Genomic DNA, 22,284 nt, shown 5'->3' with positions numbered 1-22,284 from the left:
AAACCCGGCCCATGTCCAAAGCGACTCCCCCTGTCCCCGCCCCGGTGCCCCCGGCACCGATTGAACTCTCCAGCCCGATGGAAGAGTTTCTTGAAGCCCACTTCAAGAAACTGGTCCTGCTCTTTGCCGCCATCGCTGTGGGTGCCGTCATTTATGGCGTCATCAGCTACACTGCGAAGGAAAACGCCGCCGCTGCCGGAGCCGCCTTTGCCGCTGCCAAAACGGTGGAAGACTGCGACCTCGTCGTCAGCGAATACCCCGGAACTCTGGCTGCGGGGAATGCACTGTTGCTGAAGGCCGACCTGCTGTGGTCGCAGAACAAAAAGGACTCCTCAGTGGAGGCGCTGCGTGAATTCACCACCAAGCATCAGGACCATCCTCTGCTGCCGGAAACCACCCTGGCGCTGGCCACCAAGCTAGAATCCATGGGGGAAAGCGCCCAGGCCCAGCCGCTGTTTGAGGAAGTCATCTCCAAGCATGCCACCAGCGACGTGGCCGCCCTGGCCCAGATCCGCCTGGGTGATCTGCTGTGGGCCGCAGGCAAGGAAGAAGAGGCCAAGGCCGCCTATGAATCCGTGCCTGCCAAATTCACCAATGCCGACTCCGCTTTCATTGACCAGAGCGAAGGCCGCCTGAAGTGGATCTCCGCCAAGCTGCCGGCCAAAGAAGTGGACGGCCCGCCGAAGCCCAAGGTGGAAACGCCCGCTGCTCCGGTCCCTGGAGCGCCGAATTTCCAGCTGGGTGCGCCGACGCTCAGCCCCACCCTGGCTCCGGAAGGCTCTGCCCCGCAGATGCAAGTGAGCCCCGCCCCTGCGGCCCTGACCCCTCCGACCCCTGCACCCGCAGCGCCCCAGACAGAGGCTCCCTCCGTGGTCACACCGGCTGTGGAGCCCTCTGCTGCGCCCGCCATGACCCAGCCGGTGGTCCCGACCGCTCCAGCGACCCCTAAAGAAGTTCCTGCTCCAGCAACGCCTCCTGTGCCTGCGGCTCCGGAAGCCCCGAAGGTGGAGTCTGCTCCAGCACCGGCCCCTGTTCCGCCTGCACCAGCAGTGCCAGCACCCGTGCCTGCGCCTGCCCCGCCCACTGCCCCAAAGGTGGACGTGAAGCCTGCGCCGCCGGAACCCGCCGCCCCAGTGCCTACGCCGATGCCAGCCCCAGTGCCTGCTCCTGCTGAGCCCGCTCCTCCCACCCCAACGGCCCCTTCTGAGCCCTCCTGATAAGGCTCACCATCCCCGATTCCGAAACGCTGACAGGCCTCCTGTCAGCGTTTTGTTTTTTTGGGGAGTGTCCGCGATTGGCCCAAGGGAATGTCCACGGCTATCATCGAATGGGTAGGGCGGCGCAGAGGTGCGGAGAGGCAGAGGAGGCAGAGGAGGCAGCGATTTGGAGGGAATGGGATGGATGGATTTGGCCGACAGCCTGCATGGCGGGGGCGGTAGGTCATCCTTGGGTGCAAAACGTCACGCAGTGGCGCCGCTACTCATCCACAGCCGGCCGACGAAGGTGGGCGCTTCCGCTTTCGGGATCTTTGTCCAGAAGGCGGTTGCTCAGGAAGAAGCCGTTTCCACCCTTGTTCATACCCTTTTGCAGGAGGATGCCCTGAAAAGCCGGTAGCTTGGTGTCTGGGGAAGTCCAGTCGGGGGTGAATGCCCCTTTAAAGAGACCTGTTTTGGGGGTGAGGGTGAGCGTGAAGCTCTTGTCCTTGGCGGGCAATTTAGTCACCTTGCTTGCGGTAATGTTGAGGTTGGAAACCTCCACAGGATCCGGTCCGGGCAGCCGTCCCATGGCGAAAACCAAACGGGTATTGCCAGTCACGGGATCTGGAGCAGGCAGGTTCAGGGCTGCCTGGACGCTGAGGCTGCTGTCATACAGCGCGCCCACTGCATCTAAGGTGATGCCTTCTGGCCAGCCTGCGGTGTAGAGTTGGGTCACTGGTTTGCCGGTCTCGCTGACAGCGGGGCGGAACCAGCGGGTGTCTGCACCTGTGACGTCGCTATCGGCCTCCGTGGTGTCGAAAACCAGGGAGGACAACCAGCTGCCATCTTTGGCCTTGCCTCCCGGGGTGGCCAACTGGACGAAGAGAGGGCTGGTATCTCCGGCAACAAGCGCGCTGCTTGCGGTGATCTTGGTACCATCCGCCAGCATGCCGGTCATTTTCAGAGTGCCCGTGCGAGCCAGCGTGACCGTGGCATACCCGGCTCCCTGGGGATAGGTGGTGAGATCTTTGGCGGGAGTCTGGGCCATAGCCCGCAGGCTGAGGGTGAAGAAACCAGTCTTGCCGTTACGGTTTAGCAGGGCGGCGGGTGCCGGGGTGCTGCTGCTGTAGAGAGCAGGTCGGATGCGTCCTTCGCTGACAGCCCCATTGGCTCCGGCGACAATGGCGTCCAGACCGTTTTCATCCCAGGTGAGTTGAAGGGAGCGGTCATCAAGGGTCAATGTTTGGGAGGATGTCTTGCCAGACTTAAACCACACGCTGCCGTCGCCTTGCAGCGTTGCGGTGAAGGAGGTGGCTTTGCCGCCCATGAACAGCTTGCCACTGAAGCTTCCTTTGGCTGGAACCAGCTTGGCGGTGATCAGGCCGGCTGTGCTGTTGCCGGAAGGCGTCTCAGCCTCTGGAAGCAGCAATCCGTGCAGGACGGGCTTTGTGCCAAAGATGGAGAAAGGGTTTTCAATAAAGACAGCGGACAGGCCGGGCACGTCCGCCTCGGGCATCGTGAAAGTGACCGTGCTGCCCATGTTTTCAGTGCCTGCGGGCAGGCCGTTCCAATGGCTGAAGACCTGTCCTTTTTTTGCCGTGGCAGATAGGGTGACCAGCGCGCCCGGAAGCAGCATGATGGTCTGGGGCGACGGTCCTTTGGTCAGGGCCGTGGCGGCGGATTTCGGGGAAGCTGTCAATTTTACTGTGCCCGCCTGGTCGGGATTGGTGATGAAGGCGTCCGGGACGGAGCGGGCAACCGTCAGCAGATAACGTCTTTCAAACATGAAGGTGCGGGTCAGCGATGTACTGTTGCCATTGAGGTCATAGGCGGTGACGGTGACGGTATTGGTGCTGCCTGCTGTGGGCAGGATGGCGGCGGAAAAGGGGACGCTGGTGGGTTTGGTGCTTTCCCCAAGAGTGGCCAGGACAGGGGAGTCCTCATTGAGGATGATTTCCACCCGGTGCAGGCCGGTGCTGTCCCCGGCAGTGCCGGTCACCATGAACGGCAAGGCCGAACTCAGAATGCCGTTTTTTGCAGGTGAGGACAGCTTGAGCGTGGGCTTTTTGGTATCGCTGCCCGTGCCTGTGCCTTCGAGGCCTGTGCCCTGGATGGCGAAGGTGAAAGGAGACTGGCCGGGATCGTCACTTGCGATGCTGACGGTGGCTGTGCGCAGGCCAGTCGCTGCAGGTTGAAAGGTAATGGAAAAGGTTGTTGATGAGCCCGGTTCTATCAATGAGCGGGGCGATGTGCTGAGTGTAAATTCAGAAGCATGGGCACCTGCTAAGGCGACCTGTGGCGAGTCCGTCAGACTGAGCGGAGCGTCGCCTGAATTCGAAATGACAAAACTCCGGGTGATGGTGGCAAAGCTCACGCTGGCCCCTCCGAAATCCCTATGATCATGCAGCCCAGGAGAAGAGTCCCCACTCACAATGGGGACCTCGTTGCCCGTCACGGTCATTTCAGGCACGAGGCAAGTTCCCTGGATAAGGAAGGTATATGGATTCTCGTCGGAGTCATTGCTGGGTATGCTGACCGTGGCGGTATGAACACCACCGGAAGCAGGATTGAAAAGGATGGAAAAGGTCTGGATTCCGCCACCGGCCACGAGGGTTCCTGAACTTGGCTGAGTCGTAATAGAAAAAGCGCTGCTGCCATTTAGGGTGACAAAATTGGGAGCGGTGGCCATGAGCTCAAGGTCTGACGCGCCCTCGTTGCGGATCATAAAATCTTGATTGGAGTTGCCGTCTCGCTCGAGACTGCCAAACTCGGTCCCATTCGTGGAATCTGGCTGCACACTACCAAAGGCAATCTGTTTGCCATTACCCCTTAAAGTCATCTCAGCATCATCAGGACGGTAGGTATACATTAACCCCGAAGTGCCACTGACCCACAGTTGCCCGGCATTAACCCACATCCCGTAAATGGAAATCCCCGTGTTGGAATTTTCCGGCTGCCAGGCTGTTCCGTTCCATTTCAGGATGATTCCATTGTGGCCTACTGCCCATAGTCCATTTTCATTGTCGCCTCGGACATTATTTAGATAATCCACTGTGCCAGAATCCTGGTTAGTCCAGGAAGTTCCATCATACCTTAAAATGGTGCCTCCATCCCCTACTGCCCATATGTTTTGTGCATCTTTGCCCCAGACCTTGCGCAGCGTTTGAGTCGTGTTTGAAATTTGCGGATTCCAGGTGCTGCCATCCCATTTTAGGATAGTTCCGTTATTCCCCACTGCCCAAATATTGCTGGCATCGTGCCCCCATATGGATTGAAGCGCTTCTGAAGTGCCCGATGTGCCTGTCGTCCACTGAGAGCCGTTCCATCGTCGGACTGTGCCCGCATCACCCACTGTCCATAAATCGGAGGCACTGCTGCCCCAGATGCCTCGCAGCCATGCACTCGTCCCAGAAGTTACAAGGCTCCATACTTCACCGTTCCAACGATGAATTTGACCGACTTTGCCGACGGCCCAGATATTGTTGGCATCCGTTCCCCAGACATCGAAATGACCGGAGGCATTGCCTGAAACAGGAGATTCTTTCCATGAAGTTCCGTCCCACTTCGCGATCAGGCCACTGCTGGCTACCGCCCAAACATTGTCCGCATCAGCACCCCACATGCCATAAAAAATCTCATAAAATCCGCGCATCTGAGATTTCCATTGACTGCCATCCCATTTCAAAATGGTGCCTCCAACCCCAGCCGCCCAAACATTGCTAGTATCGATACCTGATATGCAGAAGAAATTAATAGATGTGCCAGAGTCCATCAAGGTCCAGTTGGTGCCATCCCATTTGATCAAGGTTCCAGCCGTGCCCACGGCCCAGGCGTTGTCAGGACTGCTTCCCCAAATCCCGGAAAAGGATTGGATGGTGGGGGACATTTTTTTCGTCCACTGGGTTCCGTTCCAATAGAGTAAATTTCCATTTGAGCCGACGGCCCAGGCATTGGAGGCATCAATGATCCACATGTCAGAAATGGAGTCCGTGGTATCCGACTCTTGAGGACTCCAAACCAGACCGTTCCATTTGAGAATGGTTCCGCTCAATCCCATGGCCCAGACATTGTCCTTATCCAGACCTTTGATGTTAACCAGCGTCCGAGAGCTTCCTGAAACCTGACTGATCCACGCACTGCCATTCCATTTCCGCATAATTCCCCCGGCACCCACGGCCCACACGTTATTAATATCGCTACCCCAAACAGCGAAAATAGAATTGGTTGTTCCTGATGCCTGTTTGCTCCAGGCACTGCCGTTCCAGTTCAAGATGAAACCATTATCCCCAACCGCCCACACATTGTTGATGTCCACTCCGCCTACACCCTGAAGCCGGGTATGGGTGCCGGAAATCTCAAACTTCCAGGATTTGCCTCCGTCTTTAGTTCGGTAAATGAGGCCATCAAATCCGACTGCCCAGCCATTATTTGAATCAGCAAACCAAATAGCGTCAATGATTCGGCCCTCTCCGCCTGACGCCTGCGGCCACCAGGTGTTGGCCAGACTGTTGGTGGTGCCCAGCAGGATAAAAATAAGTGCCAGAAATTTAAAGCAAGACCTGTTCATTAAGAATTATTCTAAATGAAAAACGGCAGAAATTGGCAAGGAAATAAGGTGGGTCTGCCTTATTTTGCGGATCCATGCGTCCTGGAGAAGCCGCATGGCGTTGAGCTTGTGAAATTTTTCACAAATTCGCCTTGCCGCTCTTTGGGGGGCGTAGAATAGTCACCTTCACCCTATTATGCCTGCCGTTACCCGTGAATACGAGACCCCGGACACCGCCGCCAAGGCTGCGATGCACCTGGAGAGCCTCGAAGAGACGACCAGCGATATCGTGGGCGAGAAACTGGTCCTGAACATGGGACCTTCCCATCCGGCCACGCATGGCGTGCTCCGGATGATCCTGGAGCTCGACGGCGAAATCATCACCAAAGCGGAGCCGGACGTCGGCTACCTGCACCGGGGGGATGAGAAAATCGCGGAGAACATGCACTACAACCAGTTCGTGCCTTATACGGACCGGCTGGACTACCTGGCCCCCCTGGCCAACAATGTGGCTTATTCCCTGGCGGTGGAAAAGCTGATGGGCTGGGAAGTGCCGGAGCGTGGCCGTGCCATCCGCGTCATTTGCTGTGAGCTGGCGCGTATTTCCGCCCATCTGCTGGGCGTCGGCGTCTTCGCCATGGATGTGGGGGCGATGACGGTCTTCCTCTATACTTTTACGGAGCGCGAGAAGATTTATAACCTCTGTGAGCAGCTCACCGGCGCCCGTTTTACCACCAGCTATACTCGTGTGGGCGGCCAGATCCGCGACCTGCCTCCGGGCTTCACGGATGCGGTGCTGAAGTTCCTCAACGAGGTGGAGCCGATCATTGATGAGGTGGACAAGCTGCTGACCCGCAATGCCATCTTCATCGCCCGCACGCAGGACATCGGTGTCATCACGAAGGAAGACGCGATCGCCTATGGCCTTTCCGGGCCGAACCTGCGCGGTTCCGGCGTGGAGCATGACCTGCGGAAGACCAACCCTTATCTCGACTACGAGAAGTACGATTTCGACATTCCCATCGGGACCAAGGGCGACTGCTATGACCGCTACCTGGTGCGCATGGAAGAGATGCGCCAGAGCGTGCGCATTCTGCGGCAGGTGATCGAAAAACTGCCCAGCGGGCCGATCAATGTGGCGGATGCTAAAAACCTGCTGCCGAACAAGGACCGCGTGCTGATGAAGATGGAGGAGCTGATCCACCATTTCATCATCGCCACCCAGGGCATTGATGCGCCGGCGGGCGAGGTGTATTTTGGTGCGGAGAACCCGAAGGGTGAGCTGGGTTTCTACATCCACAGCAAAGGCGGCGGCGTTCCGTACCGTCTGAAGATCCGCAGTCCTTCGTTCATCAATCTGAGCATCCTTTCCAAGATCATGCCCGGCCACATGCTCAGCGACATTCCGTCCGTGCTGGGCAGCCTGGACTTTGTGATGGGCGAATGCGACCGCTGAGCCGAGCCGCCACGCTGACCGTAGCAACCCTTTATCCCTGAAAAATCTCAAGATGGCATTCGCAGTCCCCGCCGAGTTGGAAAGCAAGATGGACGAGGTGATCACGCATTACCCCGTGTCCAAACGCAGCGCCGTGCTGCCCCTGCTGCACCTCATGCAGGAGCACTACCGCTACATCAGCGACGACATCGTCAACTGGGTGGCGGCAAAGCTGGGCCTGGAGCCGATCCAGGTGCTGGAAGTGGTGACGTTTTACCCAGGCTTCCGCCAGAGCGCGCCGGGGAAATATCACATCCGCGTGTGCCGCACCCTTTCCTGTGCCATGACGGGCAGCTATGAGCTGATGGATTCGCTTTGCAAAGAGGCGAAGATCGACCGCAGCCATTGCGACCATCACCACCCTATCGCGGTGAGTGAAGACGGCAAATTCAGCATCGAATTCGCCGAGTGCCTGGCCAGCTGCGGCTTCGGCCCCGTGTGCATGGTGGAGGATGATTTCTTTGAGAAAGTGGATCCTGCCAAGGCGGGCGAGCTGCTGGCGAAGTTTGCGTGAATGATTCCTGGAGCGCCCGCGTCCCGCAGGCTGTTTTCTGCATCCTGAGGAAAATCGTCGGCTGATGTGCCTGATCTCGTTGGGTCGCGCCCAATCAAGGGCACTCAATCCTGTCGTTCATCATGAGGCATCCTGGTCATGCGGTGACTGCAGGATGCCGTCACCGACGTTGAAGCAGGGACTTGGCAAGTCCCTCTCCTTGGGCAACTGTTGCTTGTGATCCGGGAGGTTTTGGGGGATAGGCACAGCCCTCATGCCTGCTAGAATCCCCGTCATTCTGAATCCCGCCGCGCGCAGTACGCATGCGGCCGCCCGTGAGAAGGTGCTGCGAGCGCTGACCCCTGAACCGGAGCTGGTGGTGACGGAGAGCCCCGGACAGGCCACGGAGATCGCTGAAAAGCTGGCCCGCGAAGGGCATACGCTCATCGTGGCGGCGGGTGGGGATGGTACCATGAACGAGGTGCTGCAAGGCATCTGCCGGGTGAATGCGGAGCGAGCGCCGGGGGAGAAACACACCGCTTTGGGTGTGCTGCCGTTGGGGACGATGAATGTGTTTTCCCTGGAGCTGGGGCTGCCCAGCCAGGACATCGCCGCCTGCTGGGCGCAGATTTCCAGCGGCCGGCTGAAGGAGGTGGATCTGTGGATGGCCAATGACCAGTATTTTGTACAACTGGCCGGTGTGGGTTTTGATGCGGAGATCATTCAGGAGACGACCTGGGAGAGCAAGAAGCGCTTCGGCCCACTCAGTTACGTCATGTCCGCGATGCAGGTGCTGACGCGCAAGCCGCCCGTGCTGACGGTGACGGTGGAGGGCCGCCCGGCGATGCATGGCTCCGTGGTCCTCATCGGGGCTGGCAAGCACTACGGCGGGCCGGTGGCGGTGTTCCCGAAGGCCTGCAACCAGGACGGACTTCTGGATGTGCTGGTGTTCCGCGGCCTGGGCGGCTGGGAGTTCGCCCAAATGCTGCGCGGCATCCTGGAAGGCGGGTATGAACCCGCAGAGGATCTGGATTATGTGCAGTTGCGGGAGTTTACCGTTACGGCAGATCCGGAGGCTCCATTGGAGGTGGATGGCGAGCTGGCAGGTTTTGGCACGCCGGTGGTTTTCAAACCGGCCCCGTTTAAGATGCAGGTGGCGGGGTAAAAGAGGGGCGTCCTACCGGACAGCTCAGACGGCGACGTGGCTGCTGGCGGCCAAAGGGGAGGCGGGATTGGTGAAGCCGTATTTCTCTAAATGGTCTTCGATAATGCGCTCGCAGGCGCTGAGCTGGCGCTCACGCTCGCGGCGGCCGTCGTCGGCGATGGCCTGGAGGGCGTCAATGTCGTAGAGATACACGCCTTCGATCTCGTTGACGGCGGGGTCCACGTCGCGTGGGACGGCGATGTCAATGATGAGCAGGGGATCCCAGCGGCGCTTGCGCATGACCTGGTCAATGAGCTCCGGCTTGATGACAAAGTGCGGCGCGCTGGTGCTGGAGATGATGACGTCCACCTCATGCAGGGCGTGCTCCCATTCGTCAAATTTCATGGCCCGGCCCTTCATCTCGGTGGCCAGCTCGACGGCGCGGTCGTAGCTGCGATTGGAGACGATGATGCTCTGGGCTCCACGTGAAAGCAGGCTCTGGGCGCAGGTGCGGCTCATTTCGCCAGCGCCGACGAGCATGACACGGCACTGTTTCAGGTCGTGGACTTTTTCCGCCAGGTCCACAGCCACTGAGCCGACGCTGGTGGAGCCGCGCTGGATAGTGGTGTCGTGGCGGACTTTTTTGCCCACGGTGAAAGCCTGCTGGAAGAGCTTGTTCAGCGCACGGCCAGTGCTGCCGGTTTCCAAAGCTACTTTGTAAGCCTGCTTGACTTGGCCGAAGATCTCCGTCTCGCCCAGGACCATGCTGTCCAGGCCGCTGACGACGCGGAAGAGGTGGCGGGCGGCTTCATCCGAGCGCAGCCGGTAGGTGACCAGGGCCTCGGCCTGCTCCGGGGGCAGCTCAAAGCGGCGGACGAGGTAGTCCACAAGGGTATCGTGAGCTTGGAGAGGATCACTCAGGGAATGGGTGGCGTATAGCTCCACGCGGTTGCAGGTACTGAGCACGACGCTTTCTTCGAATCCGGGAAGCTGGCGGATCTCCTGGACGGCATCCGGCACCTTGGATTCGGGGAAGGCCACGCGCTCCCGCACCTCCACGGGAGTGGTGCGGTAGTTCAGGCCCAGGCAGACCAGATGCTCGCTAATGGAGGGTGGGACAATCATGGTCAGGTCACCAGCCAGAGGGAGACGAAGGGGATGATGAATCCCAGGGCGGCCAGACGGGCCGTCTGGCGGGGGGAAAGGGTGTGCCGCCAGATGGTGAAGCCCATGATGGCATAAAGACCCCACACGCCCCAGGCGATGATGAGTTTGGGATTCGTGATGGGTGTATCCAGCTTGAAGGTGATGGCCAGGCTGGCGGTCAGCAGCAGGACGCCGAGGAAAACCTGGCGCTGGATGGCCTTGGCCAGGCCCTGGATGGGGGGAAGCTGGTAAAACAGGCCGCCGATGAGGTGCTTTTTCAAAAACCGCTCTTGCAAAAGGTACATGACGCCCGTGACACAGGCCAGGGCAAAGGCGGCGTAGGCAATCAGGGCGAGCGCGGCGTGCAGCTCCACCCAGGGATCAATGGCACCTTTGGCCGCATATGCAGGAAAGGCATCCGGCACGGCAAAGGCCAGGACGTGCATGGCCACCACCAGGGGCGCGGTGAACATGCCGAGGAGAGAAACGCGGTAGGTGGTGCCCACCAGGAAATAAAGCAGCACTACGCTCCAGGCGATGAAGACCAGGATGTCGGAGACGCTCTTCATGGGGCACTGGCCCACGACCTGGCCGCGCAGGTAAATGGCCTCCGTCTGCAGGAGGAAGCCGATGGCCATGATGACCTTTTGCACCAGCCCGCGCCGCCAGTCACCGGTCTTGAGTGCCCGCAAAGCCGGAAACACCGCCGCCAGAAAGGCGAAAGTGGACAGGAGGAGCGCGATCCGGTCAGAGGTCATGGTTTAGGGTGGGGGGACAGTTTCGCGGCGGCAGGGCCGCTGTGCAACTGCGAAGGATACATACGTCTCTGAGCGGCAGAATTTGCGCCCGGGCGTTTCAGAAACATTCCGCCGATGCATTCCTGGTGAAGGGATGCGAAAACGGGTGCCCGGTGTCTCCCCGGTGGAAAGGCACAGCCATTGTCCGGATGGGGGGCGAATCAAAGGTGAAAGACTGCCTGCTTGAATCAACGCGCTGAGACAACTCCAGCCGCGCGAACCGCGCCCCCTATTATGAAACTTCCCCCCCTGAAATTCCTGGCCCTGGCGGCCCTGGTCCCGGTCATGGCCGCCGCCCAGACGATGACGCCTGCCACGCCGGCCCAGCAGCAACCGCAACAGGCTCTGGCCATCACACAGCAGGCCAACCAGCTCCTGGCCAATCCTGCCCTGCTCTTTTCCCAGCTGGATGTGGACAATGACGGCCTGTTGAACCTCAATGAATTTGCGCCCATCGCCGCGCTGAGCACGCAACCCGTGGTGGTGCCGAATGCCAACGGTACGCTTACCCCCAATAACGGCGTAGCCCCGATAAACGGCCCCAATGGAGCCTACACACCCGATACCGGTGTGCCTGCCGCCACCAACAATAACGGCGTCATCACCCCGAACACAGGTGTGCCTCCGCCCAATATGCGCGGCGGATCTGCCCTTCCCAGCACAGGGCCGTCTATCCCGACGCGCCCCAACCCTTGAGCCTTCATCGAGCTGCGCTGGGCCTGACCTATCTGGCAGACTGGCAGCCAGTGCTTTGCTGGTGCTGCCGCACGGGGATGAAAGGCGCGGACCGCACCCTGGCCAGGGCGATGACAATAAGCTCAAAAGTCGCCTCAAGCCTTGGCTTGTGACGATCCTGCAACGTGCTAGTCTTTTTCTCCCATGGCTGAATCCAACCCCCGTTATCGCACCCTTCTTATCCTCGGCGCTCCAGGCAGCGGCAAGGGAACGCAGGGAAAGGTGCTCGGCTCCATCCCGCGTTTTCATCATCTGGCCTGTGGCGATGTCTTCCGCTCCCTGGATACCCGCACGCCGCTGGGACAGAAGTTTGTGCAATACTCCAGCCGGGGGGAGCTGGTGCCGGATGACGTGACGGTGCAGCTCTGGCGCGCTAACATCAACCAGCGCGTGGACGGCCATCTCTTCAAGCCGGAGATTGATTTCCTGGTGCTCGACGGCATTCCGCGCAACATTGACCAGGCAAAGTTCATGGAGGAGGACATCGAGGTGCTGAAGGTCTTTCACCTGTCCTGCCCGGACCGCACGGAGCTGGCGCGGCGGCTGCGCAAACGCGCGCTGAAGGACAACCGTTTTGACGATGCCAATGAGAGCGTCATCCAGCAGCGCTTCGCCACGTATGAGGCGGAGACCAAGCCTATCCTGGAATATTACAAAGGCGACCGCATCAAGGAGATCGATGCCAGCCAGCCCCCGGCCAAGGTGCTTTACGACATCCTGGAAGGCGTGATGACGCTGCAGGCCTGGCGTGACATTGAGCAGATGAAGATTTAAAGAAGGGCCATGCGCATCCTTTTTATCGGCACCGGGTACATCGGCCTGCCCTCGCTGGAATGGCTTCTCTACACGCCCAAGCACCAGGTGGTGGGCGTCGTCACGCAGCCGGACAAGCCAGCCGGTCGCAAGCTGGTGCTCACCCCGCCGCTGGTGAAGGTGCGCGCCCTGGCCGCCGGCATCCCCGTCATCCAGCCCGTGAAAATTCGCAACGCCGTGGAAGAACTGAAAGCTTTCAATGCCGATGTGGTCGTGGTGGTGGCCTACGGGCAGATCCTGTCTCGCGAGGTGCTGGACGTGCCCAAGCTGGCCTGCCTGAACATCCACGCCTCTCTGCTGCCCAAATATCGCGGGGCATCCCCCATCCAGGCCGCCATACGGGCGGGGGATGAGCAGACCGGCGTCACCATCATGCACATGGATGAAGGCTTGGACACTGGCGACATCCTCCTAATGGACCGGGTGACCATTGATCCCACCGACACCGGCGGCACCCTGCATGACAAGCTGGCCCTGGCCGCCCCAGCCAGCCTGGAGGAGGCGCTGGATCTCATAGATTCCGGCCCCGCCCCCCGCAAGGCGCAGGAAAACCAGTTCGCCAGCCACTGCGGCAAATTGAAGCGCGAAGACGGCCGCCTGGACTGGACAAAAAGCGCACGCGAGCTGGAACTGCTCATCCGCGCTTATAACCCCTGGCCCGGCACCTTCACCCTGCTGCCCGGCACCGACAAACCCGTGCCCCTAAAAGTCCACCGCGCCCGAGTCATCCCCGACGCCGAAGCCTGCCCCGCCCCCGGCACCGTCGTCTCCAGCGACCCCAAGACCGGCCTCATCATCGCCTGCGGCGAGGGCCTCCTGAGCCTCGAAGAAGTCCAGTCCGAAGGCGGCAAACGCCTCCCCGCCGCCGACTTCCTGCGCGGCAAAGGCGTGGAGACGGGCGTGGTTTTGGGGTGAGCTTTTTTTTGAGGTATGACCGCACGGTTGCGCTCAGAGTGTCCGGATGATACCCTGTCTGTCATGAGCACCAAACAGCAAACCCTGTCCTGGCTGGCTGACCTGCCGGAGGAGGCAGAGGTATGGCGCGAGCTTCATGAAGATGCCCGCCTGCTGCGTGACGTCGCAGCCGCAGAGGAGGATGTCCGAAGCGGACGTGAGCGTCCCCTGGCCGAAGCAAAAAAACTGCTGGAACAAAAATGGGCTCAACGTCGTTCCATGTCCGCCTGACTGATTCGGCGCTTAATGATCTCTACGAGATTGACGATTACTGGTCCCTGAAGGGTGAACCAGAACGGGGTGAACAATACGTTCGCAATCTCATGGAAACCGCTGAGCGGGAGCTGTCATCTCTTTTGCGTGCTCAAAGTGGTCGTCTTGTACGTGTCGCCATATTGCCCGAAACCCGGGAACTCCTGGTCTTCAAAGGCAGCTATAAAATCATATACCGGGTCAACGCCGCAGAAAACATCGTCCACATCCTGCGCTTCTGGCATAGTCACCGCGATGAGGTGGATTTAGGTCAAATGGGCGGGCTGTAGTGACGCCGCAGGCCAAACTGCATCTCGCGGAGAATAGGTATGTTCGCCGAAGACCTTCTGTACATTGCCAGGATAAACGAAAAGCTGAACCATGCCCGTCATCAGTGACACCTGAACAAGAGAGAGGAGCTCTAGGGACTTATTTGCAGAGTATAGATGGGTGGGCTTTCTTTGTCCTCCCCCACCGTTCTACTCTTTACCTTCATATTGATTTGAATCCAGCGGTCGAGGGCGGCCAGATCGCCAAGCTGGTTTCCTGATATCGCCCGTGCGCCATCATAAATTTCTCGGGGAGAAGGAAGTTCCTTGGCTACCACCATGGAATCCTGGCCTTGGGCCGTTAAGGTGACTGCATACTGGGGCGTCGTACCAGTATCAAACGCCCACCGGTTAGTGACAAACTTCATTTCGCCAGCTGGTCGAGTCTCGATGTCTTGGGTGCTGATTTTGTCTTGCAGGAGAGTGAAGGACCGCTCTTGAGATTGATGAAAGCCCATGAGTTTTTGTTTGGCTAAGCCATAAGGCTCGTCAACCTGATAACGAGTCATTCGGGCATACTGCGGCGCACAAGAAGCGAGTGCCATTGCAATGAGGAAAAGGGAGCGTTGCAGTGGTTTCATGGGAAGCAAGCCTGACTCATTTTTTCTCCACCGCTTCCTCCACCTTTGGAGAACCGGTGATTTTTTCGGCGACGGTCTGGACGACGACATAGAGCCAGGGGATGAAGAAGACGCCGATGACGGTGGCGGCGGCCATGCCGAAGCAGACGGCGGTGCCAAGGCTCTGGCGGCTGGCGGCCCCGGCACCGGTGGAGATGACGAGGGGGACGACGCCGAGAATGAAGGCGAGGGAGGTCATGACGATGGGGCGGAGGCGGAGCCTGGCGCCTTCCAGTGCGGCTTCGCGGATGTCCATGCCCTGCTCACGGCGGGTGCGGGCGAACTCGACAATGAGGATGGCGTTCTTGGCAGCGAGGCCGAGCAGCATGACGAGGCCGATCTGCACGTACACATCGTTGGTTAGTCCGCGCAGCCAGGCGGCGGCAAAGGCACCGAAGATGCCGATGGGCAGACCAAAGATGACGGCAAAGGGCACGGCCCAGCTCTCATACTGGGCGGCCAGGACCAGGAAGACGAAGAGCAGGGCGAGTCCGAAGATGGTGGTCTGCTGGCCGCCGGACTCTTTTTCCTGGAGGGCAGTGCCGGTCCACTCATAGCCGAAGCCTTCTGGCAGGTGCTTGGCGGCCAGCTCCTCCATGGCGGTGATGACCTGGCCGGAGCTGATGCCGGGATTGCCGGTTGCGCTGATCTCGGCGGTGCGATAGACGTTGTAATGCGGCAGGAGGTCGGAGCCGGTAACGGTGTCCACTTTGGCAAAGGTGCTGAAGGGGACCATGCCGCCTTCGGCATTGCGGGTGAAGATGCCGTAGATGTCCTCCGGCTTCATGCGGTACTCGGGCTCGGCCTGCACCTTGACCTGGAAGCTGCGGCCAAAGAGGGTGAGGTCGTTCACATAGATGCCGCCCAGGTAGGCCTGGAGGGAGGAAAAGACGCCGTCCAGGGGGATGCCGAGGGTTTTGATTTTATCGCGGTCCAGCTCCACAAAGGTCTGCGGGACGCGGGTGCTGTAAAAGCTGAAAACACGGGCCAGTTGGGGATGCTGGGAGGCGGCGGCGATGAAGTCATCCGCCACGACCTGGAGCTGCTCCGGCGTGCCGCCGCTGCGGTCCTGAAGCTCAAACTGCACCCCGCCGGCATTGCCCAGGCCCTGGATGGGCGGCGGGGCTGTGGGGATGATCATTGCCTCAGGAATCTGGCTGAGTTTGCCAAAGAGGGCGGGCACAAGCTGGGGGATCTGCTGAGCGGGGTCGGTGCGGTCCTTCCAGTCATGCAGGGAGACGATGCAGACGCCGGCGCTGGAACTGCGGGCGCCGCTGAGCAGGTTCAGCCCGCCGATGGTGATGACATCGCGCACGCCGGGCGTCTCCTGCAGGATGGTTTCCACTTTGCGCAGCACCCGGTCCGTGCGCTGCTGGGAGGCTCCGTCCGGCAGGGTGGTGATGACAAACATATAGCCCATGTCCTCATCCGGCAGGAAGGAGGTGGGCAGCCGCGCCAGCAGGCCAAAGATGCCGGCATAAATGCCCAGCAGAAGCACGGCGGTAATGACTGCATAGCGCATCATCCAGCGGCAGATTTTGACATAACTTCCGGTTAGGCGCTCGAAGGTGCGGTTAAACCAGTCCAGGCCGCGGCCCAGCGGTCCCTTGTTAGTTTTGCGCGGGCGCAGAAGCATCACGCAGAGGGCGGGCGTGAGGGAGAGGGCCACCAGGGCGGAGATGAGCACGGAGACGGACAACGTCATGGCAAACTGCTGGTACAGCTTTCCCGTGATGCCCCCCATGAAGGAAACCGGGACAAAGACGGAGCACAGGACAAGGGCGATGGCGATGACGGGGCCGGAAACCTCCGTCATGGCCTTTTGCGTGGCCTCCAGCGGACTGAGGCCGTGCTCAATGTGGTGCTCCACGGCCTCCACCACCACGATGGCATCATCCACGACGATGCCGATGGCCAGGACGAGGGCGAAGAGGGTGAGGGTATTGATGGTGAAACCGAGGACGCCGAAGAGGGCAAAGGTGCCGATGAGGGAGACGGGCACGGCCAGCATGGGGATGAAGGTGGCGCGCCAGTTCCCCAGGAAGATGAAGACCACGAGGACGACGAGGATGAAGGCCTCCGCCAGCGTATGCATCACCTCCTCCAGGGAGGCGGTGACAAAGAGGGTGGTGTCAAAGCTGACCTTCGCCACCATGCCGGGCGGGAAGCTTTTGGACAGCTCCTCCATGCGCTCGCGGCAGGCAATGGCGGTGTCCAGTGCATTGGCCGTGGGAAGCTGGAAGATGCCCACCAGCGCGGCGGGGGCGCCATTGATGCGACCAAAGCTGGCGTAGTCCTTCCCGCCCAGTTCTGTGCGGGCCACATCCCGCAGGCGCACGACGGTGCCGTCCGGAAGGGTGGTGAGGACGATGCTGCCAAACTCCTCCGCATTCACCAGGCGGCCACGGACATTGACGGAGAACTGGAACTCGGTGCCGTCCGTGGCGGGTGGTGCACCGATCTGCCCGGCGGCTGCCTGGATATTCTGCTCTTGCAGGGCCTGGGTGACATCGGTGGCGGTCAGGCCCAGATTGGCCAGCTTGTCCGGCTGCAGCCAGACGCGCATGGAGTAGTCCTTCTGGGTGAAAATGTTCACTGCGCCGACGCCCGGCACGCGGTTCATCTGCGGCTGGAGGTTGAGAAAGGCGTAGTTGTTGAGGAAGAGGTCATCGTATTCGCCATTCTCCGAGCTGATGGCAAAGACCAGCAGCATGTCCGGCGACTGCTTGGTGACGGTGATGCCGTTTTTCACCACATCCGCTGGCAGTCGGGACTGGGCCCGGGCCACGCGGTTCTGCACGTCCACGGCGGCGTCATCAATGTTTTTTCCCACCCGGAAGGTGACCTTAATGGAACACTGGCCGTCGCTGGTGCTGCCGCTGGACATGTAGAGCATGTCCTCGGCCCCGTTGATCTCCTGCTCCAGCGGGGAGGTGACGGTCTCCTCCACCACCTGGGCGCTGGCGCCGGGATAGACGGCGGTGACCTGGATGGTCGGCGGCGTCATGGTGGGATACCGGGCGATTGGCAGGCCGGTGAGGCCCAGCCAGCCCACCAGGACGATGAGGATGGACAGCACCATCGCAAAGACCCGGCGTTTGATGAAAAAATGAGCCATGGCGTTCAGGTGTCCGGTCAGGGGTTACTGGGCGGCAGGGCCGGGAGCGGGGGAAGGGGACTTTGCATCCCCTGCCGGCTTTGCTTCGGCAGGAGGATTCGTTTCACCGGGTGGCTTCACCTCGGCAGCGGGCTTGGATTCACCCTTTTCTTCAGGGGCGGCTTCGCTCTCGGTCTTGGGATTGACCACCATGCCGGGGCGGGCTTTTTGGACGCCTTCGATGATGACGGTCTCCCCGGCCTTGACACCACTGGCGACGATGAAGAAGTCCTCGTAGCGGCCCTCCGTCTTCACGGCCCGTTGCTCCACTTTGTTCCCCTCTCCCACGATGAGCACAGATTGCAGGCTTTGGGTCTCGGTGACGGCGCGCTGCGGCACCAGCAGGGCGTCCGGACGCTCTTCCGGCTTGGCGCGGACGCGGGCAAACTGGCCGGGGCGCAGCAGGTATTCATCGTTGGGAAAGCTGACCTCAATCTTCAAAGTGCCCGTGCGGGGATCCAGGGCGCGATCGGCAAATTCAAAGATGCCTTTGTGCTCGTAAACGGAGCCGTCGCTGAGGATGAGCTCAAACTCCATTTTGGCGCTGTGCTCCTCCTGCGCCACTTCATCCCCCATGAACCGCCGCTGGAAGCGCAGGTAATTTTGCTCCGCCACATTGAAGGTCACGCGCATGGGGCTGGTGGTGGAGATGGTGGCCAGCAGGGAGTTTTCCGCACTGCTGCCGACGTAGTTGCCCACATCCACATTGCGGGCGCCGATCATGCCGTCAAAGGGGGCCGTCATGGTGGCGTAGCTGAGGTTCAGTTCCGCTGTGGCCAGGGCGGCCTTGGCGGCCAGGAGATCTGCCTCGGCAACCTTGGCGGTGGTGGCGGCATTGTCGCTTTCCTGCTTGGAGATGGCACTGGAGGCGACGAGCGGAGCCAGCCGGACGACGTCCGCCCGGGCGCGCTCCACACTGGCCTCGGCCTTGGCCACATTCGCCATGGACTGGTCCACCACGGCCTCATAGGCACGCGGGTCTATCTTGAAAAGCAGGTCGCCTTTTTTTACCAGGCTGCCTTCTTTGAAGGGCGCATCCGTAATGAAACCGGTCACCCGGGCGCGGATCTCCACCGTCTCCGCCGCCTGGGTCTGGCCGACGTTTTCCACATAGATGGGAACCGTTTTCTGCGTGACCTGGGCAACGATGACGGCCGGTGGCGGCGGTGCCGGGGGCGCAGGCGGTGCGGCGGGCTTGCAGGCCGTGATGAACAGGAGGCCTGTCAGCGCCCCAGGAATCCACAGTGACGAAGGCAGGCTCTTGATGGCGTTCATAAATGATGATGAGAGCACCGGCCATTCCAAATGCCAGTCGTTCTCATCTTTAAAACGTGTCTATTCCGTCTCCCGGCCCTTTTTTTCACGGCTGGCAGGGGGAAAATAGCGAGGTGGTGCGCAGGTGGATTTTACAAGGAGGCCGTCATCGGCGCCTTGATGGAATCCCGCGTGACCTGGTAAACCTTGGTCTCGATGTCCTCCACCATGCGGCGGACATGCGGCCAGCGGGTGCGGTCGCGCATGATGTCCATGCTGCGCTGGTAGGAGCCCCACTGCAGCACCTCGATGTCCACATGGCGCACGCCCCAGTCATTCATCTGGCCCTGGGTGGGCTTGTAAAGGTCAATGGTGCCGGTGCCCACCAAGGCGCTGCCGTAGTCATCCACTTCATAGACCACATCCGGCTGCCCGGCGATGCGGAAGCGTGTGCCTACCGGGTAGCGGGACCAGTCTGCGGCTGCACTGCGCACGGAGCCGAATTTCAATGGCGTGCCGATGGCGTTCTTCACCCCGTAGGCGATGTGGTCATCCTCATCATGGCAGTAGGCGGTGGTGCGGACGGTCATGCGTTTCCCCGGGGTCTGGGCGGCGGCCAGCATGGGCGGGCGGGGCGTCTCCATGACAAAGTAATAGCGCTTCATCTCCTGCGGTCGGAAGGGCACCCCGGCAGCCAGCGCCTTGCGCACCTCATAACGCACTCCGGCCTGAAGCGGTGCCCCGGCCTTCGGTTTCGGCTTAGCATTGGCCCAGCCCAGGGTCTCCAAGGGCAGCGCGCAGGAAGTCAGTGAGGAAACCGTCAACGCAGTGGTGAAGGACCAGCAAAGGAAGCGTTGTGCATTCATGATAATATTAATGATTTCCAGACAATTTAGCGAAGCGCCTGATCTTTTTCAATATAAAAACCATAATATCCATTAATTTAATCGCAGTTGTAGGTCGCGGCATCACTAGAGGACTAGAGGTAGGAGGACCCCGAGAAGGTGGGTGTTATTCAGTCGGCGGTTTCTTTTGGCGAACGCCGGTCTTGCGCATCAGAAGGTTTGCCGGAGCGCAGGATGGCAAAGACCTGCGCATTATTTGAGCATCGAAGCCCTCCCCAATCCTCGTTATGTCTTGCCAGGCCTTTTTTCTTGGGGTCAGCGGTGGCTTTTCTGGCTGCGGAGGAAGGGAAGGACCCGTGATGACCAATCAGATCTGAGGGATGGCTTCCTTTTCAGCCTGTTCGCAACCATAGAGGGGGCAGTGGCTGGTCAGCGTCAGTGGCAGGGGCCGGGCTCGCCGCACCCCGTCCTGCGGCCAGGAGGTCCACTGCCCAGGCAGGCGCAGGCCCAGTCCGGATTTCTCCACCTGCACATGGGTCATTTTCGCCCCCGGCTCACGCGGATCAATGATCATTTCTCCCACCTTGCGACGGTTAGTGGGGAAGAGTTCCAGCAGGGAAATCTCCACCATCCAAAATAGGTCTAGCGGGATGGTGTCCAAAATCGCCTGGATGTTTTCCGGGCTCAGCTTTTCCTTCTCATCCCAGCCTTCGATGCTTTTCAGGTGCTTCTCATATTGGTCCTTGGTCAGAAGCAGGGAACGCAGTACAAGCTGGCGTTCCGCCAAGTTTTCCAGCAGGCGCTTTGTCCATATTTCCTGATGTTTTTTGAGTTCCTGAGTGCGCAGTTGCAGTACGCTTGTGCAGATGGGTTCCGCCTCCACGCTGCGCAGCCTTACCCCCTTGGGCAGCGTGGTCAGCAGCCAGGCCACCCCCTCTGTGGACATGCTCTGAGGGTGCTCCATGGCGGCTGAGCGCATGCTGCGCAGATAATGCCGTGGGATGCTGTAATGCGGACCGAAATTGTCATCATGCCCGATCAGAGAACCCAGCCAGAAATCACTGGGGATGAAGCCCAGTGTGCGGCCCAGGTTAAAGCGCGCGCGCTCCACATGCGGCAGCCACATGTCCGGATTGAAGGTGTGACCGAAGACGGGAACGGCGTGAAGAAACATTTCCGTTTCCGCAGTTTCGCGCAGAGTGGAATCTCCAAAGATGAGCATGGCCGGATAGCCGGATTCCAGGCTTCCGTAGGCCAGCCTCTGGTACGGTACTTTGTTCACGGGCAGAGCCAGGTCATTGTAAGCATAAACGGAGATTTCCGCCCCTGTTGTCTCCAGCAGACTGGCTATTTCGTGGGTCAGCAGGCCGTTGGAAATGTCCTCCGGCTGCTTTGCCAGCATGTCATTCATCTGCCGGAAGGTCAGCACTTGGTCCTCCGGGCTGAAGCAAGCAGCGATGGTGCGTAATGCGGCGTGGGAGCAGACATTGGTCAGCGCATTCTGTTGGAAAAAGGGGTATCCATGGGCCGTGAAGAAATGGTCCTGCACGCGGCAGCGCCAACTTACCCCGCCTCGAATGTGGATGTAAGCGTGGTCAGGTGGAGGCATCACCGCTTCATACACGCGTCCTGAGGCTTTTCGCTGGCTCCTGGTGGTGTAGTCACATTTCCACAGAGCATAACCGATAAAAGAGGTCTGGGGCTGATTCGGGATATCAGCGGGCTCAGAAAAAGGCTGGCTGAAAAAACTGATGCGCAAAACCGGCGGACCGCCATGCCAGACCTTTAGTTTGGACAGATCTTCATTCTCCTCGGTGATCTCACCGGCCTTTTCCAGTTCCTCAATGACTACCGTGGTCACTCCCAGACGGCGGGCCAGGGAGCACACCCGGTGCAGTGGTGTGGAGAGGGAGGCCGTCTGTCCAAACTCCTTCCTCAGCAGATCAAAAAAGCTCTTCGGCCTGCGTAGATCCCGTACTTTGCAGGAAGCAGCTTGGGCCAGTCGGGCTGAATACTCTGGCATTAATGTTTACTGGCTGGGTATTGAACTGCCGCACTTCACCGCTCTATGCAGCTTAGCGCACCCGCAGCACGGTCATGCGGGACCGGTTCTGATGAGCTGCCAGCGAGCGCATGAATTGCATCACCTCAGAGATACAGGCCTTTTCGTCCGTCTGTTGCAGACGGCTCTTGGCTGCCGCAGTATTCGCCTTGCAGGCTGTCCCTACCTGGCCTGCACGCGCACTTGCGCGCCGCTGCTTGGCGGAAGCTTTTGCCCGGGAAACTGTTGTCTTGGCCATTAAAAGTAAGTTAGGGAATAAAATGGCATAAATAGGCTTTGGAGCTGAAATGCAAGCTATTTATGCAACCGGTTGCAAACCCAGAAAGCACTGCCCGTGTGCCAACCAAGTATCGCGGGAGGGCCAGAATTTGAGGGCATGACCTGTCTTGCCTGAGTTGGAAAAGGCTGTGCGCCGTCTACTAACCTGCCCCATTTCTCGTCAATGT

At 59.9% G+C, this 22,284-nt stretch carries 17 protein-coding genes; 9 read left to right on the top strand and 8 right to left on the bottom strand.

From position 1 onward, the window contains the following. Window positions 1-11 precede the first annotated feature (11 nt). On the top strand, window positions 12-1,217 hold the full coding sequence (locus WJU23_RS19245) for a tetratricopeptide repeat protein (RefSeq protein ID WP_346334244.1): 1,206 nt from the start codon (window positions 12-14) through the stop codon (window positions 1,215-1,217). Window positions 1,218-1,476: 259 nt separating this feature from the next. On the opposite strand, the gene WJU23_RS19240 is transcribed toward WJU23_RS19245, so the two are convergent. Further along, the gene (locus tag WJU23_RS19240) at window positions 1,477-4,035 is read right to left on the bottom strand and encodes a choice-of-anchor D domain-containing protein (RefSeq protein WP_346334243.1); all 2,559 of its coding nucleotides are present in this window, start codon (window positions 4,033-4,035) and stop codon (window positions 1,477-1,479) included. Between the two features lie 1,903 nt (window positions 4,036-5,938). Between WJU23_RS19240 and nuoD the strand changes: the two genes are divergently transcribed. The 3 genes from nuoD to WJU23_RS19225 all read left to right on the top strand — a co-directional run bounded on the left by nuoD (window position 5,939) and on the right by WJU23_RS19225 (window position 8,895). Further along, window positions 5,939-7,198 (top strand): NADH dehydrogenase (quinone) subunit D, encoded by a 1,260-nt coding sequence (nuoD, locus tag WJU23_RS19235; protein WP_346334242.1) that lies wholly within the window; start codon window positions 5,939-5,941, stop codon window positions 7,196-7,198. A 52-nt stretch (window positions 7,199-7,250) separates the two neighbouring features. Beyond that, window positions 7,251-7,751: an NAD(P)H-dependent oxidoreductase subunit E gene (locus WJU23_RS19230; protein ID WP_346334241.1), complete on the top strand. Its 501-nt coding sequence runs from the start codon at window positions 7,251-7,253 to the stop codon at window positions 7,749-7,751. Window positions 7,752-8,004: 253 nt separating this feature from the next. After that, complete coding sequence (locus WJU23_RS19225; protein ID WP_346334240.1) at window positions 8,005-8,895, top strand: diacylglycerol kinase family protein; 891 nt, start codon at window positions 8,005-8,007, stop codon at window positions 8,893-8,895. 24 nt (window positions 8,896-8,919) lie between these two features. Here WJU23_RS19225 and hemA read toward each other — a convergent pair whose 3' ends face one another. Beyond that, window positions 8,920-9,999 carry a glutamyl-tRNA reductase gene (hemA, locus tag WJU23_RS19220; protein WP_346334239.1) on the bottom strand — a complete coding sequence of 360 codons (1,080 nt, stop codon included), beginning with the start codon at window positions 9,997-9,999 and terminating at the stop codon, window positions 8,920-8,922. 2 nt (window positions 10,000-10,001) lie between these two features. Then, entirely contained in the window at window positions 10,002-10,778 is a 777-nt protein-coding gene (gene ccsA / locus WJU23_RS19215; RefSeq protein WP_346334238.1) for a cytochrome c biogenesis protein CcsA, read from the bottom strand. 273 nt (window positions 10,779-11,051) lie between these two features. Between ccsA and WJU23_RS19210 the strand changes: the two genes are divergently transcribed. The 5 genes from WJU23_RS19210 (at window position 11,052) to WJU23_RS19190 (ending at window position 13,861) form a co-directional block, all read left to right on the top strand. Further along, window positions 11,052-11,513 carry a hypothetical protein gene (locus WJU23_RS19210; RefSeq protein ID WP_346334237.1) on the top strand — a complete coding sequence of 154 codons (462 nt, stop codon included), beginning with the start codon at window positions 11,052-11,054 and terminating at the stop codon, window positions 11,511-11,513. 183 nt (window positions 11,514-11,696) lie between these two features. After that, a complete protein-coding gene (locus WJU23_RS19205) occupies window positions 11,697-12,326 on the top strand; it encodes a nucleoside monophosphate kinase (protein WP_346334236.1) in 630 nt (209 codons plus the stop codon). Between the two features lie 9 nt (window positions 12,327-12,335). Then, window positions 12,336-13,280 carry a methionyl-tRNA formyltransferase gene (gene fmt / locus WJU23_RS19200; protein ID WP_346334235.1) on the top strand — a complete coding sequence of 315 codons (945 nt, stop codon included), beginning with the start codon at window positions 12,336-12,338 and terminating at the stop codon, window positions 13,278-13,280. A 63-nt stretch (window positions 13,281-13,343) separates the two neighbouring features. After that, window positions 13,344-13,550, top strand: coding sequence for a hypothetical protein (locus WJU23_RS19195; protein ID WP_346334234.1), 207 nt, complete (start codon window positions 13,344-13,346; stop codon window positions 13,548-13,550). Beyond that, window positions 13,520-13,861: a type II toxin-antitoxin system RelE/ParE family toxin gene (locus WJU23_RS19190; RefSeq protein ID WP_346334233.1), complete on the top strand. Its 342-nt coding sequence runs from the start codon at window positions 13,520-13,522 to the stop codon at window positions 13,859-13,861. The genes WJU23_RS19195 and WJU23_RS19190 overlap by 31 nt, the downstream gene beginning before the upstream one ends. Window positions 13,862-13,992: 131 nt before the next feature. Here the strand turns inward: WJU23_RS19190 and WJU23_RS19185 are convergent, their stop codons facing one another. From WJU23_RS19185 to WJU23_RS19165, 5 genes are all read right to left on the bottom strand, one after another. After that, complete coding sequence (locus WJU23_RS19185) at window positions 13,993-14,481, bottom strand: hypothetical protein (RefSeq protein WP_346334232.1); 489 nt, start codon at window positions 14,479-14,481, stop codon at window positions 13,993-13,995. 16 nt (window positions 14,482-14,497) lie between these two features. Then, window positions 14,498-17,638: a multidrug efflux RND transporter permease subunit gene (locus WJU23_RS19180; RefSeq protein WP_346334231.1), complete on the bottom strand. Its 3,141-nt coding sequence runs from the start codon at window positions 17,636-17,638 to the stop codon at window positions 14,498-14,500. 24 nt (window positions 17,639-17,662) lie between these two features. Then, on the bottom strand, window positions 17,663-18,952 hold the full coding sequence (locus WJU23_RS19175; protein ID WP_346334230.1) for an efflux RND transporter periplasmic adaptor subunit: 1,290 nt from the start codon (window positions 18,950-18,952) through the stop codon (window positions 17,663-17,665). Between the two features lie 131 nt (window positions 18,953-19,083). After that, window positions 19,084-19,797 (bottom strand): 3D domain-containing protein, encoded by a 714-nt coding sequence (locus tag WJU23_RS19170; RefSeq protein ID WP_346334229.1) that lies wholly within the window; start codon window positions 19,795-19,797, stop codon window positions 19,084-19,086. Window positions 19,798-20,143: 346 nt separating this feature from the next. Continuing rightward, window positions 20,144-21,799 (bottom strand): hypothetical protein, encoded by a 1,656-nt coding sequence (locus WJU23_RS19165; protein ID WP_346334228.1) that lies wholly within the window; start codon window positions 21,797-21,799, stop codon window positions 20,144-20,146. Window positions 21,800-22,284: the final 485 nt, after the last annotated feature.

The sequence above is a fragment of the Prosthecobacter sp. SYSU 5D2 genome (assembly GCF_039655865.1).
Classification (GTDB): Bacteria; Verrucomicrobiota; Verrucomicrobiia; order Verrucomicrobiales; family Verrucomicrobiaceae; genus Prosthecobacter.
This window is presented reverse-complemented; position numbering and strand designations above follow the sequence as displayed.

Bases quoted from the DNA above. Each gene is read 5' to 3' on its own strand.
- WJU23_RS19245 (WP_346334244.1), top strand. From the start codon at position 12: ATGTCCAAAGCGACTCCCCCTGTCCCCGCCCCGGTGCCCCCGGCACCG.
- WJU23_RS19240 (WP_346334243.1), bottom strand. From the start codon at position 4,035: ATGACTTTAAGGGGTAATGGCAAACAGATTGCCTTTGGTAGTGTGCAG.
- nuoD (WP_346334242.1), top strand. From the start codon at position 5,939: ATGCCTGCCGTTACCCGTGAATACGAGACCCCGGACACCGCCGCCAAG.
- WJU23_RS19230 (WP_346334241.1), top strand. From the start codon at position 7,251: ATGGCATTCGCAGTCCCCGCCGAGTTGGAAAGCAAGATGGACGAGGTG.
- WJU23_RS19225 (WP_346334240.1), top strand. From the start codon at position 8,005: ATGCCTGCTAGAATCCCCGTCATTCTGAATCCCGCCGCGCGCAGTACG.
- hemA (WP_346334239.1), bottom strand. From the start codon at position 9,999: ATGATTGTCCCACCCTCCATTAGCGAGCATCTGGTCTGCCTGGGCCTG.
- ccsA (WP_346334238.1), bottom strand. From the start codon at position 10,778: ATGACCTCTGACCGGATCGCGCTCCTCCTGTCCACTTTCGCCTTTCTG.
- WJU23_RS19210 (WP_346334237.1), top strand. From the start codon at position 11,052: ATGAAACTTCCCCCCCTGAAATTCCTGGCCCTGGCGGCCCTGGTCCCG.
- WJU23_RS19205 (WP_346334236.1), top strand. From the start codon at position 11,697: ATGGCTGAATCCAACCCCCGTTATCGCACCCTTCTTATCCTCGGCGCT.
- fmt (WP_346334235.1), top strand. From the start codon at position 12,336: ATGCGCATCCTTTTTATCGGCACCGGGTACATCGGCCTGCCCTCGCTG.
- WJU23_RS19195 (WP_346334234.1), top strand. From the start codon at position 13,344: ATGAGCACCAAACAGCAAACCCTGTCCTGGCTGGCTGACCTGCCGGAG.
- WJU23_RS19190 (WP_346334233.1), top strand. From the start codon at position 13,520: ATGGGCTCAACGTCGTTCCATGTCCGCCTGACTGATTCGGCGCTTAAT.
- WJU23_RS19185 (WP_346334232.1), bottom strand. From the start codon at position 14,481: ATGAAACCACTGCAACGCTCCCTTTTCCTCATTGCAATGGCACTCGCT.
- WJU23_RS19180 (WP_346334231.1), bottom strand. From the start codon at position 17,638: ATGGCTCATTTTTTCATCAAACGCCGGGTCTTTGCGATGGTGCTGTCC.
- WJU23_RS19175 (WP_346334230.1), bottom strand. From the start codon at position 18,952: ATGAACGCCATCAAGAGCCTGCCTTCGTCACTGTGGATTCCTGGGGCG.
- WJU23_RS19170 (WP_346334229.1), bottom strand. From the start codon at position 19,797: ATGAATGCACAACGCTTCCTTTGCTGGTCCTTCACCACTGCGTTGACG.
- WJU23_RS19165 (WP_346334228.1), bottom strand. From the start codon at position 21,799: ATGCCAGAGTATTCAGCCCGACTGGCCCAAGCTGCTTCCTGCAAAGTA.